The organism is Ursidibacter maritimus (assembly GCF_009761395.1).
Taxonomy (GTDB): Bacteria; Pseudomonadota; Gammaproteobacteria; order Enterobacterales; family Pasteurellaceae; genus Ursidibacter; species Ursidibacter maritimus.
Window position 1 is genome coordinate 44,782 of sequence record NZ_LEKN01000037.1, and the last position, 15,675, is coordinate 60,456.

A 15,675-nucleotide genomic window follows, 5' to 3' on the forward strand; every position below is an offset into this window, starting at 1 on the left:
TTCAATTACCCCAAAATTTCTTCAACGGTTTTACCACGTTTAGCAGCAACCATTTCTGGTGATTTCATATTAGCAAGTGCATCAATAGTAGCACGAACAACGTTAATTGGGTTTGTTGACCCATAAGCTTTTGATAATACGTTATGTACACCTGCAACTTCTAACACTGCACGCATTGCACCACCAGCGATGATACCAGTACCTTCGCTTGCTGGCTGCATAAATACGCGAGAACCAGTATGAGAACCTTTAACAGGGTGTTGTAATGTACCTTCATTTAAGGCTACATTAATCATATTGCGACGAGCTTTTTCCATCGCTTTTTGGATAGCTGCTGGAACTTCACGAGCTTTACCGTAACCAAAACCAACACGACCATTACCATCGCCCACTACTGTTAAAGCAGTGAAACTCATAATACGACCACCTTTTACGGTTTTAGACACACGGTTAACCGCGATTAGCTTTTCCTGCAGTTCACCAGCTTGTTTTTCGATGTTTGACATCTCAAATTCCTCTATTAGAACTGAAGACCAGCTTCACGAGCAGCATCTGCTAATGATTGTACACGACCATGGTATTTGAAACCTGAACGATCGAATGCAACCGCTTTAATACCTTTAGCTAAAGCGCGTTCTGCAACTAATTTTCCAACTACTGCAGCTGCGTCTTTATTACCAGTATATTTAACTTGCTCTTTAATTACTTTTTCAACAGTTGAAGCTGCTACTAGTACTTCTGAGCCATTAGGTGCAATAACCTGCGCATAAATATGACGAGGTGTGCGATGCACAACCAAACGGGTTGCACCTTGCTCTCTCATTAAATGACGTGCACGGCTTGCACGACGGATACGAGCTACTTTCTTATCCATAGTGTTACCTTACTTTACTTTTTCTTCGCTTCTTTTGTACGTACAACTTCATCAGAATAACGTACACCTTTACCTTTATAAGGCTCTGGACGGCGATATGCACGAATATCTGCTGCTACCTGACCAATTAACTGTTTGTCAGCACTCTTAAGAATAATTTCTGTTTGAGATGGACATTCACCAGTTACGCCAGCTGGCAACGTATGTTCAACTGGGTGTGAGAAACCTAAACTTAAAGCAACTACGTTACCTTTCATTTGTGCTCTATAACCAACACCAACTAATTGCAATTTCTTAGTAAAGCCTTCAGTAACACCAATAACCATAGCATTAACAAGTGCACGTGCAGTACCTGCTTGTGCATCTGCATTTACAACACCTGCTTTAGGTGCAAAAGTTAATACGTTAGCTTCGTAATTTACTTCAACTGCATTATGAATTTCACGAGATAACTCGCCGTTTTTACCTTTAACTGTTAATAGCTGACCGTTGAGTTTAACTTCAACACCGGCAGGAACATTAACAGGTGCTTTTGCAACACGAGACATTCTTCCTACCCCTCTATTATGCTACGTAACAGATAATTTCACCGCCTAGACCTGCTTGACGTGCAGCTCTATCGGTCATTACACCTTTAGATGTAGAAACAACTGCGATACCTAAACCACCCATTACTTTTGGTAATTCGTCTTTACGTTTGTAAATACGAAGACCTGGACGGCTTACGCGTTGGATACTTTCTACAACTGGTTTATTTTGGAAATATTTTAAAGTGATTTCCAATTCAGGTTTTGAACCTTCAACAACTTTGAAGCTCTCAACATAACCTTCTTCAGCTAAAACGCTTGCAATAGCAACTTTTAACTTAGATGAAGGCATACTGATTGCAACTTTATTCGCAGCTTGACCGTTACGAATACGGGTCAGCATATCTGCGATTGGATCTTGCATGCTCATGTATTTACTCCCATGATTCCAAATTAAAAGAGGTTATTACCAGCTTGCTTTCTTAAGGCCTGGAATTTCGCCACGCATTGCAGCTTCACGAACCTTAATACGGCTTAAGCCAAACTTACGAAGTACACCATGTGGACGACCAGTTTGACGGCAACGATTACGCTGACGACTTGGACTAGAATCACGTGGAAGTGTTTGTAATTTTAAAACAGCATCCCAACGCTCTTCGTCTGAAGAATTTACATCAGAAATAATTTTCTTTAATTCTTCACGTTTCGCGTAAAATTTATCAGCTAATTTCGCACGTTTTACATCACGTGCAATCATTGATTGTTTTGCCACGATAACCTACCTTATTTACGGAATGGGAAATTGAAAGCCGCTAATAAAGCTTGGCCTTCTTCATCAGTTTTCGCAGTTGTGGTAATAGTAATATCTAAACCACGAACACGATCTACTTTATCGTAGTCGATTTCTGGGAAAATGATTTGTTCACGAACACCCATACTGTAATTACCACGACCATCGAAAGACTTCGCATTTAAACCGCGGAAGTCACGGGTACGTGGAACAGCGATAGTAATCAATCTTTCAAAGAATTCCCACATACGTTCACCACGTAGGGTTACTTTGCATCCGATTGGATATCCCTGACGGATTTTAAAGCCTGCAACAGATTTGCGTGCTTTTGTAATTAAAGGTTTCTGACCGCTAATTGCTGCTAGATCTGCTACTGCATTATCTAACAATTTTTTATCGGTCAATGCTTCACCCACACCCATATTCAGGGTTATCTTTTCGATTCGTGGGACTTGCATGACAGATGAGTAGTTGAATTTAGTTTTTAATTCATTAACTACTGTATCTCTGTAGTAATCATGCAGTTTCGCCATCGCATTACTCCAGTTAATTAAATTGTTTTCTCGTTAGATTTGAAGAAACGCACTTTTTTACCTTCTTCGAATCTAAATCCTACACGGTCAGCTTTATTTGTTTCAGGGTTGAAAATTGCAACATTAGAAACATCAATCGCAGCTTCTTTTTTCACTAAACCACCTGGTTTACCTAAAGCAGGAACTGGTTTTTCGTGTTTAGTTACAATATTGATACCTTCAACAAAAACTTTACCGTTTGGTAACACTTTAGTTACCTTACCACGCTTACCTTTATCTTTACCGGTAAGAACAATAACTTCATCGTTTTGACGGATTTTTGCAGCCATTACATTCTCCTTACAGTACTTCTGGAGCTAAAGAAATGATCTTCATAAACTTCTCAGAACGAAGTTCACGCGTCACAGGTCCAAAAATACGAGTACCGATTGGTTGCTCTGTGTTATTGTTTAAAATTACACAAGCGTTGCCATCGAAACGAATAACCGCGCCATCTGGGCGACGAACACCCTTCTTGGTGCGCACAACAACTGCTTTTAACACATCACCTTTTTTAACTTTACCGCGTGGAATTGCTTCTTTTACAGTAACTTTGATGATATCGCCAATAGCAGCGTAACGACGGTGCGATCCACCTAGAACCTTGATACACATTACGCTACGAGCCCCTGAGTTATCAGCAACATCCAGCATAGTCTGTTCTTGGATCATATTAGTGCTCCGTTAAAATAAAAAACACCCTTTCGGGACGAACCTATTTGCCCTATGCAAATAGGTGGCGGATTATATCGCAAAGAGGATACTAAGATCAACCGAAATTTGAACATTTGAGTAGCCATACTGATTTGCAAAACTTTTCCAAAAAAAGACCGCTTGTATTGTGACAAGCGGTCAGTTTTCAATATAGATTTACTGCTTTAGTCATTGTTTAAAAAATAAATTATGATTTTTTAAACAACTCTTTTCCTTGCAACCATAGATAACAATCAATCTGTTTTAGGTCAAATTTTTCCAAGCCAAAATGTTTTTGAAAATCTAATAATACACTTTTAAAAGTTTGATAGTTTCTCAAGTCTGCTCTTTTAAAAGATGAAAATTGATATTCTTTATTGAGAGAACAGAGAAGTCTATCAACATAACTATCATAAATCGGAAATTCATTTGGATTATGGTGAGAACAATACTTTGTTGCAAAAGAATAAAAATTTTTCTTTTTGTCATTTATGATTACTCGCTGTATATCATCAACTAAAGTAACATCTCCCTTTGCTAGACGCTCATCAATCTTTAATGAATGAATATGTTTTGCCACCGAATACACAGAGAAAATATTGGTGCTATAAAAGTCATTTAGCGTTGATGCTTTTAATAAAACATCACTTAATAACTCATTCTTAGGCATAAGCTGACCAAAAAGTTTATTTAACGCTTCCTCTTGAGCAGTATAATTTTCAAGTGTTTTCCAGTAGTTAAGATATTTTTCTACTTCCACGACACTTGGTTTAGGAAGATTTTTTTCGCTGGAAATGGTTTTCATATATTCTCCATAGTTATTCCAACAAGCCGAACCTTTTTTAGTAGTTCGGCTGTTATTTATATTATGATAAATGTGAACCAGATTCTTCAAATAGTGCTTTTAATTTTGTGTATTCTTCACGTTCTTTAAGTTCATCACCCCAAGATGTAATACCTAAATATAAAGAATCTTTCTTAGCAAAGATCTCTAAGCAACCAAACTGCTCTACGGTAATATTATTTCCAGAGAGAGATAAGTGGCTTAGTTTAGGCAGTTGTGCTAATAAAGCCACCTCAGCCCAGCTAATATCAATAGATGTATTGATTAACCTAAGGCTCTCTAAACTTGGAAGTGTTGCAATTTTAGCTAAAGCTGCGGCACTTACAGGTCTATCGCTTAAGTCTAAAGAGCGAAGATTAACTAGTGCTTCACAATCAAATTGCTCAATAGCATTACTACCTTTTATACCATCTGAACCATTTAATTTTAGAGTTTCCAAACTTGAAATTTTAGCTATCTCAGCTAGTGAATTGACGGAAATATCTGCGTATTCTAAAGTCAGTTCTTTAAGATGAGTTAACTTACTCCATTTTGTTTCTTCGAAGTCTGATCTTATCTTTTCTCGATAATAACCACACCCATCTATAGTTAGCTTCTCTAAATTTGGAATAGTGACGATGGCTGATAATAATTCTACGCTTATAGATTTACCCTCTAGCACCAGCTCTTTTAGCGATGTGAACTGGCTTAAGTCTAAATCACGCTTCACCACTGCAACCTCATTACCAGATAAATCAAGCTTACGTAACTCAGTGCAAGAAGATAATGCCTTCAATAGATCATCTGTAATAGTCACACAATATCTAAGATTTAATTCAAGTAATTCGGGCAAACGACTTAATGGTGAAAAATCGTGACCATCCAATGCATTAAAAGATAAATCAAGATCCTCTAAACTCTCTATCTGAGCAATTTTTTCCAAGAAACCTTTAGCATTTTCACCAATGTTATTACTGGATAAGTCTAGTGTATTAAGCTGACTTAACTTAGTTAATGGCTCATAATCCTCTGCCGTCCCAGCCAACAGATTACTTGATAAATTAAGCACTTGTAAATTATTAGCCAAGGATGATAATTCACCTAATGTATCCGCTGTAATCTCGTTACGACTAAAATCAAAATCAGTAATGGTTGTCAGTTTTCCAACACACTCTGGAATCGACTCAATGTTCACATAACTGAAAGAAATCCCTTCTAAAAATTTTAAATGGGTCAATTTCTCAATACCACTGTAATCAAATACCTCATCAGGGAATGAAACACTTATCAGTATATCACTATGGTCAAGGTTACCTTCTTCGTCATAATAACCTGTGAAATTTGTCGCAACAAAATTACCCATTATGGATCTATCATTTAAATCAATTTCACAAGTTATCTCATCATCTACCAATGTTGGGAAATCTTCCTCAAACTCATCTTCAAATCTCCATTCTCCGTTGCTTTTGAGCAACATATATTTTAACGAATCAGACAAACTTACCCACCAGTTCCAATCCTCATCAGAAATCAGATTATTTTCATCAAATTCTTTTTTGGCAATATCTTTGTTAGATGATTTTACTTTTCTTGTGGTATCTCCCTCATTGATAAAGTTAATGACTTTGTTGCCTAAATATTGGGTATTCCAGTCTGATTCATACACCATTCCAATTTCACCAGAAATTTGGCGTAGTCCTTCTTTTGTGTTATCACAAGTAATAGAAATACTATTATTCTCGGCTTGCTCAATCACAAAATTACCGTATTTGGCGGATTTTTTCACCCCTTCAGCACCTTCCATTTGCACATTACGCGATACGCCATTGATATGGTTAATCAATTTGCTACCTAAAGATTGCGTATTCCAATCTGATTCATACTCCATTCCTAGCTTATCAGCAATCTCTCGCAGAGCTTGCTTCGTATTCTTAAGCGTAATAGAAATTTTGTTATCATTACCTTGTTCAATCACAAAGTTCTCATAACTTGCACTTTTTTTAATTTTTGACATAAATATCCCTTATTAATAAATAAAAAGAAATGTTGGGGGGGTATAAAAAAGGCAGTTCCTTTAAATAAGAACTGCCTTAGAAAGAAAATTAAACGTAGTGACTATCAACTTTAATCCCTTTTTCATTGTAAACATAAATCATAATCCCCTGTTTTATACTTACGCTCGTTGAAGTATACCCAACTAAAACTCCATTTGGTGCAAGTATCTGGAATAATTTTTTGCTACCATCATAAGCAACAAACGCCGAAGAACCTTGTTTAACAACTGTAGTAATAGCCATAATTAAATCCTCTAATGTAATTTTTTACCAAGATAAAGATGCCTTTATGGCAACATAAAGGCATAAGAAGGATATCATTCTTGCGAAAATAGATATTTAAACACGATAAATCACATAAGATGTGGGGGGGGATTAGCTAGAAAACCAAAGCGAAATAAATGGATATAGAGAAGAAATAAAAGCGGTGAGATTTTAGGAAAATTTTACAAAAAAATCCCCAGCATTGCTGCTAGGGATTTCTTATTTGAACTGAGTTAATTAAGCAACGATTGCTTTTTCAACTACACGAACTAAAGTGTGTGATTTAGTTTTAGAGAGTGGGCGACACTCTTTAACTTCTACTACATCGCCTAATTTAGCTTCGTTATTTTCATCGTGTACGTGAAGTTTAGTAGTACGACGGATAAACTTACCATAAATAGGGTGTTTAACTGTACGTTCAATAGCGATTACGAATGATTTATCCATTTTATCGCTAACTACTTTACCTTGTACTGTACGAATTTTATCAGTCATTACTCACCCGCCTTCTCGGTTAATACAGTTTTTACTTGTGCAATGCTACGACGCACTTGTTTTAACTGATGGGTTTGTTGAAGCTGACCGGTGGCTGCTTGCATACGCAACTTGAACTGCTCACCTAAAAGGTTTACTAATTCACCATTCAGCTCTTCAATACTTTTTGCACGTAATTCTTGAGCTTTCATTACATCACCGTCTTAGTTACAAATGTGGTTTTAAACGGAAGTTTAGCTGCTGCTAATGCAAATGCATTGCGTGCAACTTCTTCTGAAACACCATCCATTTCATAGAGAACTTTACCCGGTTGGATTAAGGCTACCCAGTACTCAACGTTACCTTTACCTTTACCCATACGGACTTCTAATGGTTTTTCTGTGATTGGTTTGTCTGGGAATACACGAATCCAGATTTTCCCTTGACGTTTTACCGCACGGCTCATCGCACGACGAGCTGCTTCAATTTGACGCGCAGTTAAACGGCCACGACCAACCGCTTTTAAACCGAATGAACCGAAGCTCACTTCTGTACCGCCAGCTAAACCGCGGTTACGACCTTTGTGAACTTTACGGAATTTTGTACGTTTTGGTTGTAACATTCAGTGATCTCCTTATTTACGACCTTTGCCACGTGGCGCCTTTTTAGGCTGTGCCGCTGGTTCTTTCTCAGATTCAATCACTGCAGCCATACCACCAAGAATTTCACCTTTGAAGATCCACACTTTAATACCGATTACACCGTATGTAGTGTGTGCTTCTGCAGTGTTATAATCGATGTCAGCACGAAGAGTATGTAGAGGTACACGACCTTCACGATACCATTCTGAACGTGCGATTTCTGCACCACCTAAACGACCGCTAACTTCAACTTTGATACCTTTAGCACCTAAACGCATTGCGTTTTGTACTGCACGTTTCATTGCGCGACGGAACATTACACGACGCTCAAGTTGAGATGCGATGCTATCTGCAACTAATTTTGCATCTAGCTCTGGTTTTTTCACTTCAGCAATGTTGATTTGAGCAGGAACGCCAGCAATTTTAGATACTGCGTTTCTTAATTTTTCAACATCTTCGCCTTTTTTACCGATTACGATACCTGGACGAGCTGTGTGAATAGTTACACGAATGCTTTTTGCTGGACGCTCAATAGTGATGCGTGAAACAGAAGCGTTCGCTAACTCTTTATTTAAAAATTGACGTACTTTGAAATCGCCTTCTAAATTGTCTGCGAAATCTTGTGTATTCGCGAACCAAGTAGAGCTCCAAGGTTTAACAATACCAAGGCGAATACCATGTGGATGTACTTTTTGACCCATTTGTTATTCTCCTACTGATTAACGATCTGACACAACCACAGTGATGTGGCTTGTACGTTTTAAAATACGATCTGCGCGACCTTTAGCACGTGGCATTACACGTTTCATGCTTGGACCTTCATCAACGAAAATCTTCGCAACTTTAAGATCATCGACATCTGCACCGTCATTGTGCTCTGCGTTTGCAATAGCTGACTCTAAAACTTTCTTAACTAAAGCTGCTGCTTTTTTGTTTGTGAAAGTTAAGATTTCTAATGCTTGCGCAACTTTTTTACCGCGAATTAAGTCAGCAACTAAGCGAGCTTTTTGTGCAGAAGTACGAGCGTAACGATGTTTTGCAATAGTTTCCATCTTTTACCTCTTATTTCTTAGCTTTCTTATCTGCGGCGTGACCGCGGTATGTACGAGTCGGTGCAAATTCACCTAATTTATGACCGATCATTTCATCAGAAACATAAACTGGAACATGCTGACGACCATTATGGACTGCGATGGTCAATCCGATCATTGATGGAATGATCATTGAACGACGGGACCAAGTTTTGATTGGTTTTTTATCCCCGCTTTCCACCGCCTTCTCTACCTTCTTCAACAAGTGTAGGTCAAGGAAAGGACCTTTCTTGAGAGAACGTGGCATGGCTTACCTCTTTTTAATGAATAAAATTATTTACCACGACGACGTACGATGAATTTATCAGTACGTTTGTTATGGCGAGTTTTCTTACCTTTGGTTTGAACGCCCCAAGGTGTAACAGGGTGTTTACCGAAGTTACGACCTTCACCACCACCGTGTGGGTGGTCAACTGGGTTCATCGCAGTACCACGAACTGTTGGACGAATACCTCTCCAACGGTTTGCACCTGCTTTACCAAGAACGCGAAGCATATGTTCTGAGTTACCTACTTCACCAATAGTTGCAGAACACTCAGCTAATACTTTACGCATTTCACCTGAGCGAAGACGTAAAGTTACATAGTTACCTTCACGAGCAATAATTTGCACATATGCACCAGCAGAACGAGCGATTTGACCGCCTTTACCTGGTTTTAATTCAACGTTATGAATTGTTGAACCAACTGGGATATTGCGCATTGGTAATGAGTTACCTACTTTAATTGGAGATGAAGCACCCGCTTGAATTTGATCACCAACAGATAAACCTTTTGGTGCAAGAATGTAGCGACGCTCACCATCTTTATAAAGTACTAATGCAATGTTTGCAGAACGGTTTGGATCGTATTCTAAACGCTCAACAACAGCTGGAATGTCTAATTTATTACGTTTGAAATCGATTAAACGATAGTGTTGTTTATGACCACCACCGATGTGGCGAGTGGTAATACGACCTAAGTTGTTACGACCACCAGTTCTAGATTTAGTATCTAAGAGTGCTGCAAAAGGTTTACCTTTGTGAAGCTCTGGATTAACAACTTTAACTACATGACGACGACCAGCGGAGGTCGGCTTACATTTAACGATAGCCATAGTTTTCTATTCCTCCGAATTACTCTGCCGCACCTTCAACAAAGTCAAGAGATTGACCTTCCTGAAGTGTCACGTACGCTTTTTTCCAATCACTACGACGACCTGATTTAGCACCGTGACGTTTAGTTTTACCTTTAACAACCACTGTACGAACAGAATCTACTTTAACTTCGAAAAGTTGCTCTACTGCATTTGCAATTTCTACTTTATTTGCATCTAAAGCGACTTTGAAAACGATAGTATTGCCTTTTTCTGCGTTATTTGTTGCTTTCTCAGAGATATGAGGTGCTTTAAGCACTTTTAGCAAACGTTCTTGTTGAATCATGCTAACATCTCCTCAATTTGTTTTACTGCATCTACAGTAACAACCACTTTATCGAAAGCGATTAAACTTACTGGATCAATTCCTTGAACATCACGCACATCTACTTTATATAAGTTGCGTGCTGCTAAGAATAGATTTTCATCTAAGCTCGCAGTAATGATAAGTGCGTCAGTTAACGCCATATCTTTTAATTTTTGTACTAAAACTTTAGTTTTTGGTGCGTCAATTTCAAATTTATCAACAACAACTAAACGATCTTGACGAACAAGTTCAGAAAGAATGCTTTTGATTGCACCACGGTACATTTTCTTGTTCACTTTTTGGCTGTGATCTTGTGGCTTAGCTGCGAAAGTTACACCACCAGAACGCCAGATTGGTGATTTAACATCACCTGAACGAGCACGACCAGTACCTTTTTGACGCCAAGGTTTTTTACCTGAACCAGACACTTCAGCACGAGTTTTTTGAGCACGACTTCCTTGACGAGCACCTGCTGCATACGCAACAACTACTTGGTGGATTAACGCTTCGTTAAACTCACGTCCGAAGGTAGTTTCAGAAACAGTTAGTGCGTTTGCACCTACAACTTGTAATTCCATCTCTATCTCCTAGACTTATGCTTTAACAGCTGGTTTTACGATAACATCACTATTAGTTGCACCAGGTACAGAACCTTTAACTAATAATAATTTACGCTCAGCATCTACACGAACAACTTCAAGTGATTGAACGGTTACACGCTCAGCACCTAAGTGTCCAGCCATTTTTTTACCTTTAAACACACGACCTGGAGTTTGGTTTTGACCAATAGAACCAAGTACACGGTGTGATAAAGAGTTACCGTGAGTAGCATCTTGAGTACGGAAGTTCCAGCGTTTAACACCGCCAGCAAAACCTTTACCTTTAGAAGTACCAGTAACATCTACTTTTTTAACATCTGTGAAGATGTCTACGTTGATTTCTTGACCTAAAGTGAATTCTTCACCTTCAGTACGAAATTCCCATAAACCGCGACCAGCTTCAACACCTGCTTTAACGAAATGACCTGCTTCAGGCTTAGTTACACGATTCGCTTTTTTCGAACCAGTTGTAACTTGAACTGCAGTATAGCCATCGTTTTCAAGAGTTTTAACTTGAGTCACACGGTTGGCTTCGATTTCGATTACGGTAACTGGAACTGACACGCCATCTTCTGTGAAGATACGGGTCATACCAACTTTACGACCGACTAAACCAATCATTGTAATAACCTCTTAATTAACCTAGGCTGATCTGCACGTCAACGCCGGCAGCCAAATCTAAACGCATTAATGCATCAACAGTTTTCTCTGTTGGCTCAACAATATCAACTAAACGTTTGTGAGTACGAATTTCATATTGGTCACGCGCATCTTTATTAACGTGTGGTGAAATCAATACTGTAAAACGCTCTTTACGCGTTGGTAAAGGAATTGGACCACGAACTTGTGCACCAGTACGTTTAGCTGTTTCTACGATCTCCGCAGTTGATTGATCGATCAAACGATGATCGAACGCTTTTAAGCGGATACGGATTCTTTGGTTCTGCATTAGACCAGAGCTCCATTAAAATTTAGCTAATAAAAAAACCGAACCACCAAACTTAATAAATTACATTAAGGGGGCACAGTCATACCTTGTTATAGCTCCCAAATCGGGAACATTTTATGTACTACAAAATCTGTAATACCACCTAGTAAATGATTACACTAAGTGACGCTATCTATACATCAGTGAAAGCGTTTCGCAATTATAAGAAAATTTCCCGATAATAACAAGCTCAATTTCAACCTTCTGCTAAAGAATTTACAAATATTTCAATATTCTCTCGTTTTAAAAATAGGAAAAAATCGTCATTTTTTTCTTATTTTTCGACTTATATCACAAAAAAACTCAATTTTTTGGATTGAAAAGCCTTTCTAGCTAGGAGATTATTTGAACGGTGGTATAACCACTGGGATTCAATATATTAGTTCACATAAACGGAGGTAGTTGTATGAACCATATCAACAAACAAACTCAGGATATCCGTAACCTATTGTTACCGATTGTAGGTGAAACAAAAGCTAAAACATATTTCTCTTATTATGGAATATTCCAAGATGATTTGATGTTTGGCCTATATAAAGAAGGGCATTTTTATCTAAAACTCGCAGAAAAAGATGTTATTAATGCACTTAATCTCGGAGCTGAATCTTTAATTGACCCGAAAATCAGTAAAACGAACATGTTTTACTTATTACCCGATACTATTTTGGACAATTTAGTTGCCTATGCACATTGGTTCACTCATAGTTTAGCTGAGATTCAAATATCCAAAATATCCTTTTATACTCAGAGAAAAAAGAAAATTCGTTCCCTGCCTAACTTAAACATAAACCTAGAAAGAGCGTTAAAACGTATCAATATACATTCTGTTGAGGATTTAATTGAGAAAGGTGAGATTAACGTATTTATCGAATTGATTAAAATAGGTTTTGACCCTGACCCCAATCTTCTATTTAAGCTCTATGGAGCCGTCAATCATCAATTTATCTATACCCTTTCCGAAAAAACAAAACGAGATTTACTTGCCGAAACAGATGAAGCACTTTATCAAGCGGGAATGAGAAAACGCTTTCACTTAAATTAAGTAGATCAAAATTATGATCCATATCACAAAATAGATAAAAAATATGAAAGGTATGCGGGTTCAGCATTCCTTTCTAATCGCCTCAATGCTACCATTTTCCAGTTTACTCGTAACATTTAACTATGACTTTTAGGAGAAATTATGGAATTCCGTATTGAAAAAGACACAATGGGCGAAGTGAAAGTACCAGCAAATCGCTACTGGGCAGCACAAACAGAACGTTCTCGCAATAACTTTAAGATCGGTCCTGAAGGCTCAATGCCAGCTGAAATCATTGAAGCATTTGGCTACTTAAAGAAAGCAGCAGCCTATGCAAACCACGATTTAGGTGTATTACCTGTTGAAAAACGTGATTTAATTGCAACCGCTTGTGATGAAATCTTGGCAAATAAGTTAGATGATGAATTTCCATTAGTGATTTGGCAGACAGGTTCAGGCACACAATCTAATATGAATGTGAACGAAGTCGTAGCGAATCGTGCCCATGTTTTAAATGGTGGAAAACTTGGCGAGAAATCCATTATCCACCCGAATGATGATGTCAATAAATCACAATCTTCAAATGATACCTACCCAACCGCAATGCACATTGCAGCCTATAAAAAAGTGGTAGAACATACTCTTCCTTGTGTTAAACGCTTACAAAAAACCTTAGCAGACAAAGCAGAAGCCTTTAAAGATGTGGTAAAAATTGGTCGTACTCACCTAATGGATGCGACACCACTCACATTAGGTCAAGAATTCTCAGCTTATGCAGCACAACTTGCTTTCGGTATTAAAGCCCTTGAAAATACTTTGCCACACCTTGCTGAACTAGCTTTAGGGGGGACAGCGGTTGGTACGGGTTTAAATACACCAAAAGGCTATGATGTGAAAGTGGCTGACTACATTGCCAAATTCACAGGGTTACCTTTTGTTACCGCACAAAATAAATTTGAAGCACTCGCAACTCACGATGCGATTGTTGAAACCCACGGCGCATTAAAACAGCTTGCAGTATCTCTCTACAAAATTGCCAACGATGTACGCCTATTAGCATCAGGCCCTCGCTCTGGTATTGGTGAGATTTTAATTCCTGAAAATGAGCCAGGTTCATCAATTATGCCAGGTAAGGTAAACCCAACTCAATGTGAAGCAATGACAATGGTTTGTGCTCAAGTACTCGGTAATGATGTCACTATCTCATTTGCTGGCACACAAGGCCATTTCCAATTAAATGTGTATAAACCAGTTATGGCATTTAACTTCTTACAATCTGCACAATTATTAGCTGATGCTTGTGTTTCATTTGATGAACACTGTGCTGTTGGTATTGAACCAAATCACCCACGCATTAAACAACAATTAGAGCAATCACTAATGCTGGTTACTGCATTAAATACCCACATTGGTTATGAAAATGCAGCGAAAATTGCTAAAACAGCACATAAAAATGGCACTACGCTTAAAGAAGAAGCCATTAACTTAGGATTAGTGACTGCAGAGCAATTTGACGAATGGGTTCGTCCTGAAGATATGGTTGGAAGTTTGAAGTAATCACCCCATCCAACAGCTAAAATAATGTTGTAGGACGCTTATAGCGTCCTACTTTTTTTCTCACTAAATTCTATCTACTTTAAAAGCTAACATCTCACATATCCGCCACTAACCTGTTTAATCACATCAAACAATTCTAGATTGAGCAATTCAACTAACGCATGATCAATACTAATTCCACACACTTTGGCGAGATCATCAATACTAATGGGCTCGAGTCCTATTTGATCCAATAACTGTTGTTGGGAAGCGGTAAGATCAGGTAATTTTTTTGCAAATGATGGTTTGCTTGATACCGTTGCAGATTTTTGATGAAAACTGACCGCTTGTTCTGTTGTAAATAATGAAGGTTGAATCTCTCTATTTATTACGCTATCTTGTCGTTGATATGCAATCGCATCCAAAATATCATCAATACTTTCAACCAATAACGCCCCATCTTTAATCAATTTATGACACCCTTGGCTATATGGATTTTGCACACTATTGGGTAAAGCAAAAACCTCTCTACCTTGCTCTAAGGCATATCGGGCAGTTATCAATGAACCGCTATTCAGCGTAGCTTCTACCACAAGCGTTCCTAATGATAAACCACTAATAATGCGGTTTCGCCTTGGGAAATTCTCTGCGAGCGGCGGTTGATTAGGAAAAAATTCTGATACTAGCGCCCCACCTTTTGCGATAATATTTTCCGCCAACTTTTTATGTCGGCTTGGGTAAATTTGGTCTAAACCACTTCCTAGCACCGCAATAGTTATGCCATTCTCTGCCAGTGCTTTCTGATGACAGAACCCATCAATCCCTATCGCTAGCCCACTTGTTACTGCTATCTGATTTTTTACTAACTCACTAGCAAAATATCCCGACCAATATTCTCCATAATGAGAATAATCCCGACTGCCCACCATTGCAATTTGTGGCATTGAAAGCACTTCAGTTTGCCCTTTCACAAATAATATAGGCGGTGCGGTACTAATTTGGCGTAGTAGAAAAGGATACTCCACATCAAATAATGAAATTAAATGCTGTTGTGGTTTTTCCGCCCAACCCAAAGCACTATCAATCCAACGCCAATCAGGATTAAACCAACGTTGGATCTGCTTTTCATTCCAGCCTATTTGGCGTAATTGCTCTCTGTCATAATTGCAAAATACAGCAAAGTCGACTTCGTTTAATAGTCTGCCAATTCTTTGCGCTCCCAACTGTGGAACTTGCAATAACGCTAATAATTTCGTGATCTCTATCATTTTTTATACTATTTTGTAA

At 38.3% G+C, this 15,675-nt stretch carries 25 protein-coding genes; 2 read left to right on the plus strand and 23 right to left on the minus strand.

Annotation, left to right across the window (positions count from 1 at the left end):
* Positions 1–5: 5 nt before the first annotated feature.
* The 22 genes from rpsE to rpsJ all read right to left on the minus strand — a co-directional run bounded on the left by rpsE (position 6) and on the right by rpsJ (position 11,792).
* Positions 6–506 carry a 30S ribosomal protein S5 gene (gene rpsE, locus A1D26_RS08655; RefSeq protein ID WP_005625147.1) on the minus strand — a complete coding sequence of 167 codons (501 nt, stop codon included), beginning with the start codon at positions 504–506 and terminating at the stop codon, positions 6–8.
* A 14-nt stretch (positions 507–520) separates the two neighbouring features.
* Positions 521–874 carry a 50S ribosomal protein L18 gene (gene rplR, locus A1D26_RS08660; protein ID WP_157393726.1) on the minus strand — a complete coding sequence of 118 codons (354 nt, stop codon included), beginning with the start codon at positions 872–874 and terminating at the stop codon, positions 521–523.
* Between the two features lie 14 nt (positions 875–888).
* Positions 889–1,422 (minus strand): 50S ribosomal protein L6, encoded by a 534-nt coding sequence (gene rplF / locus A1D26_RS08665; protein ID WP_157393725.1) that lies wholly within the window; start codon positions 1,420–1,422, stop codon positions 889–891.
* 16 nt (positions 1,423–1,438) lie between these two features.
* The gene (gene rpsH / locus A1D26_RS08670) at positions 1,439–1,831 is read right to left on the minus strand and encodes a 30S ribosomal protein S8 (RefSeq protein ID WP_005705955.1); all 393 of its coding nucleotides are present in this window, start codon (positions 1,829–1,831) and stop codon (positions 1,439–1,441) included.
* Between the two features lie 36 nt (positions 1,832–1,867).
* Positions 1,868–2,173: a 30S ribosomal protein S14 gene (rpsN, locus tag A1D26_RS08675; protein WP_157393724.1), complete on the minus strand. Its 306-nt coding sequence runs from the start codon at positions 2,171–2,173 to the stop codon at positions 1,868–1,870.
* Between the two features lie 11 nt (positions 2,174–2,184).
* Complete coding sequence (rplE, locus tag A1D26_RS08680) at positions 2,185–2,724, minus strand: 50S ribosomal protein L5 (protein WP_157393723.1); 540 nt, start codon at positions 2,722–2,724, stop codon at positions 2,185–2,187.
* Positions 2,725–2,741: 17 nt separating this feature from the next.
* On the minus strand, positions 2,742–3,053 hold the full coding sequence (rplX, locus tag A1D26_RS08685; protein ID WP_157403631.1) for a 50S ribosomal protein L24: 312 nt from the start codon (positions 3,051–3,053) through the stop codon (positions 2,742–2,744).
* A gap of 10 nt (positions 3,054–3,063) precedes the next feature.
* Positions 3,064–3,435: a 50S ribosomal protein L14 gene (rplN, locus tag A1D26_RS08690; protein ID WP_005711998.1), complete on the minus strand. Its 372-nt coding sequence runs from the start codon at positions 3,433–3,435 to the stop codon at positions 3,064–3,066.
* A gap of 229 nt (positions 3,436–3,664) precedes the next feature.
* Entirely contained in the window at positions 3,665–4,261 is a 597-nt protein-coding gene (locus A1D26_RS08695) for a hypothetical protein (protein ID WP_157403632.1), read from the minus strand.
* Between the two features lie 61 nt (positions 4,262–4,322).
* Positions 4,323–6,293 (minus strand): hypothetical protein, encoded by a 1,971-nt coding sequence (locus A1D26_RS08700; RefSeq protein WP_157403633.1) that lies wholly within the window; start codon positions 6,291–6,293, stop codon positions 4,323–4,325.
* Between the two features lie 88 nt (positions 6,294–6,381).
* Positions 6,382–6,576, minus strand: coding sequence for a hypothetical protein (locus tag A1D26_RS08705; RefSeq protein ID WP_157403634.1), 195 nt, complete (start codon positions 6,574–6,576; stop codon positions 6,382–6,384).
* A gap of 258 nt (positions 6,577–6,834) precedes the next feature.
* Positions 6,835–7,092 (minus strand): 30S ribosomal protein S17, encoded by a 258-nt coding sequence (gene rpsQ / locus A1D26_RS08710; RefSeq protein WP_157403635.1) that lies wholly within the window; start codon positions 7,090–7,092, stop codon positions 6,835–6,837.
* On the minus strand, positions 7,092–7,283 hold the full coding sequence (gene rpmC, locus A1D26_RS08715) for a 50S ribosomal protein L29 (protein ID WP_157394310.1): 192 nt from the start codon (positions 7,281–7,283) through the stop codon (positions 7,092–7,094). The genes rpsQ and rpmC overlap by 1 nt, the downstream gene beginning before the upstream one ends.
* The gene (gene rplP / locus A1D26_RS08720) at positions 7,283–7,693 is read right to left on the minus strand and encodes a 50S ribosomal protein L16 (protein WP_157394309.1); all 411 of its coding nucleotides are present in this window, start codon (positions 7,691–7,693) and stop codon (positions 7,283–7,285) included. Before rplP ends, rpmC begins: the two co-directional genes overlap by 1 nt.
* Before the next feature lie 12 nt (positions 7,694–7,705).
* Positions 7,706–8,413: a 30S ribosomal protein S3 gene (gene rpsC / locus A1D26_RS08725; RefSeq protein WP_157403636.1), complete on the minus strand. Its 708-nt coding sequence runs from the start codon at positions 8,411–8,413 to the stop codon at positions 7,706–7,708.
* 18 nt (positions 8,414–8,431) lie between these two features.
* Positions 8,432–8,764, minus strand: a complete 333-nt coding sequence (gene rplV, locus A1D26_RS08730) for a 50S ribosomal protein L22 (RefSeq protein ID WP_005599292.1) — start codon at positions 8,762–8,764, stop codon at positions 8,432–8,434.
* A 10-nt stretch (positions 8,765–8,774) separates the two neighbouring features.
* Positions 8,775–9,050 carry a 30S ribosomal protein S19 gene (gene rpsS, locus A1D26_RS08735; protein ID WP_005539416.1) on the minus strand — a complete coding sequence of 92 codons (276 nt, stop codon included), beginning with the start codon at positions 9,048–9,050 and terminating at the stop codon, positions 8,775–8,777.
* A gap of 26 nt (positions 9,051–9,076) precedes the next feature.
* Complete coding sequence (gene rplB / locus A1D26_RS08740; RefSeq protein WP_157394307.1) at positions 9,077–9,898, minus strand: 50S ribosomal protein L2; 822 nt, start codon at positions 9,896–9,898, stop codon at positions 9,077–9,079.
* Between the two features lie 19 nt (positions 9,899–9,917).
* Positions 9,918–10,223 (minus strand): 50S ribosomal protein L23, encoded by a 306-nt coding sequence (gene rplW, locus A1D26_RS08745; protein ID WP_005599290.1) that lies wholly within the window; start codon positions 10,221–10,223, stop codon positions 9,918–9,920.
* Positions 10,220–10,822 (minus strand): 50S ribosomal protein L4, encoded by a 603-nt coding sequence (gene rplD / locus A1D26_RS08750; protein WP_157394306.1) that lies wholly within the window; start codon positions 10,820–10,822, stop codon positions 10,220–10,222. The genes rplW and rplD overlap by 4 nt, the downstream gene beginning before the upstream one ends.
* Before the next feature lie 15 nt (positions 10,823–10,837).
* Complete coding sequence (gene rplC, locus A1D26_RS08755) at positions 10,838–11,464, minus strand: 50S ribosomal protein L3 (RefSeq protein ID WP_157394305.1); 627 nt, start codon at positions 11,462–11,464, stop codon at positions 10,838–10,840.
* A gap of 16 nt (positions 11,465–11,480) precedes the next feature.
* A complete protein-coding gene (rpsJ, locus tag A1D26_RS08760) occupies positions 11,481–11,792 on the minus strand; it encodes a 30S ribosomal protein S10 (protein WP_001181005.1) in 312 nt (103 codons plus the stop codon).
* 445 nt (positions 11,793–12,237) lie between these two features.
* Here rpsJ and A1D26_RS08765 point away from each other — a divergent pair, with 445 nt between their 5' ends.
* Both A1D26_RS08765 and fumC read left to right on the plus strand, forming a co-directional pair.
* Entirely contained in the window at positions 12,238–12,873 is a 636-nt protein-coding gene (locus A1D26_RS08765; RefSeq protein ID WP_157403637.1) for a TfoX/Sxy family DNA transformation protein, read from the plus strand.
* A gap of 141 nt (positions 12,874–13,014) precedes the next feature.
* Positions 13,015–14,409, plus strand: coding sequence for a class II fumarate hydratase (gene fumC / locus A1D26_RS08770; protein ID WP_157403638.1), 1,395 nt, complete (start codon positions 13,015–13,017; stop codon positions 14,407–14,409).
* Positions 14,410–14,495: 86 nt separating this feature from the next.
* Here the strand turns inward: fumC and dprA are convergent, their stop codons facing one another.
* Positions 14,496–15,656 carry a DNA-processing protein DprA gene (gene dprA / locus A1D26_RS08775; RefSeq protein ID WP_157403639.1) on the minus strand — a complete coding sequence of 387 codons (1,161 nt, stop codon included), beginning with the start codon at positions 15,654–15,656 and terminating at the stop codon, positions 14,496–14,498.
* Between the last annotated feature and the right edge of the window lie 19 nt (positions 15,657–15,675).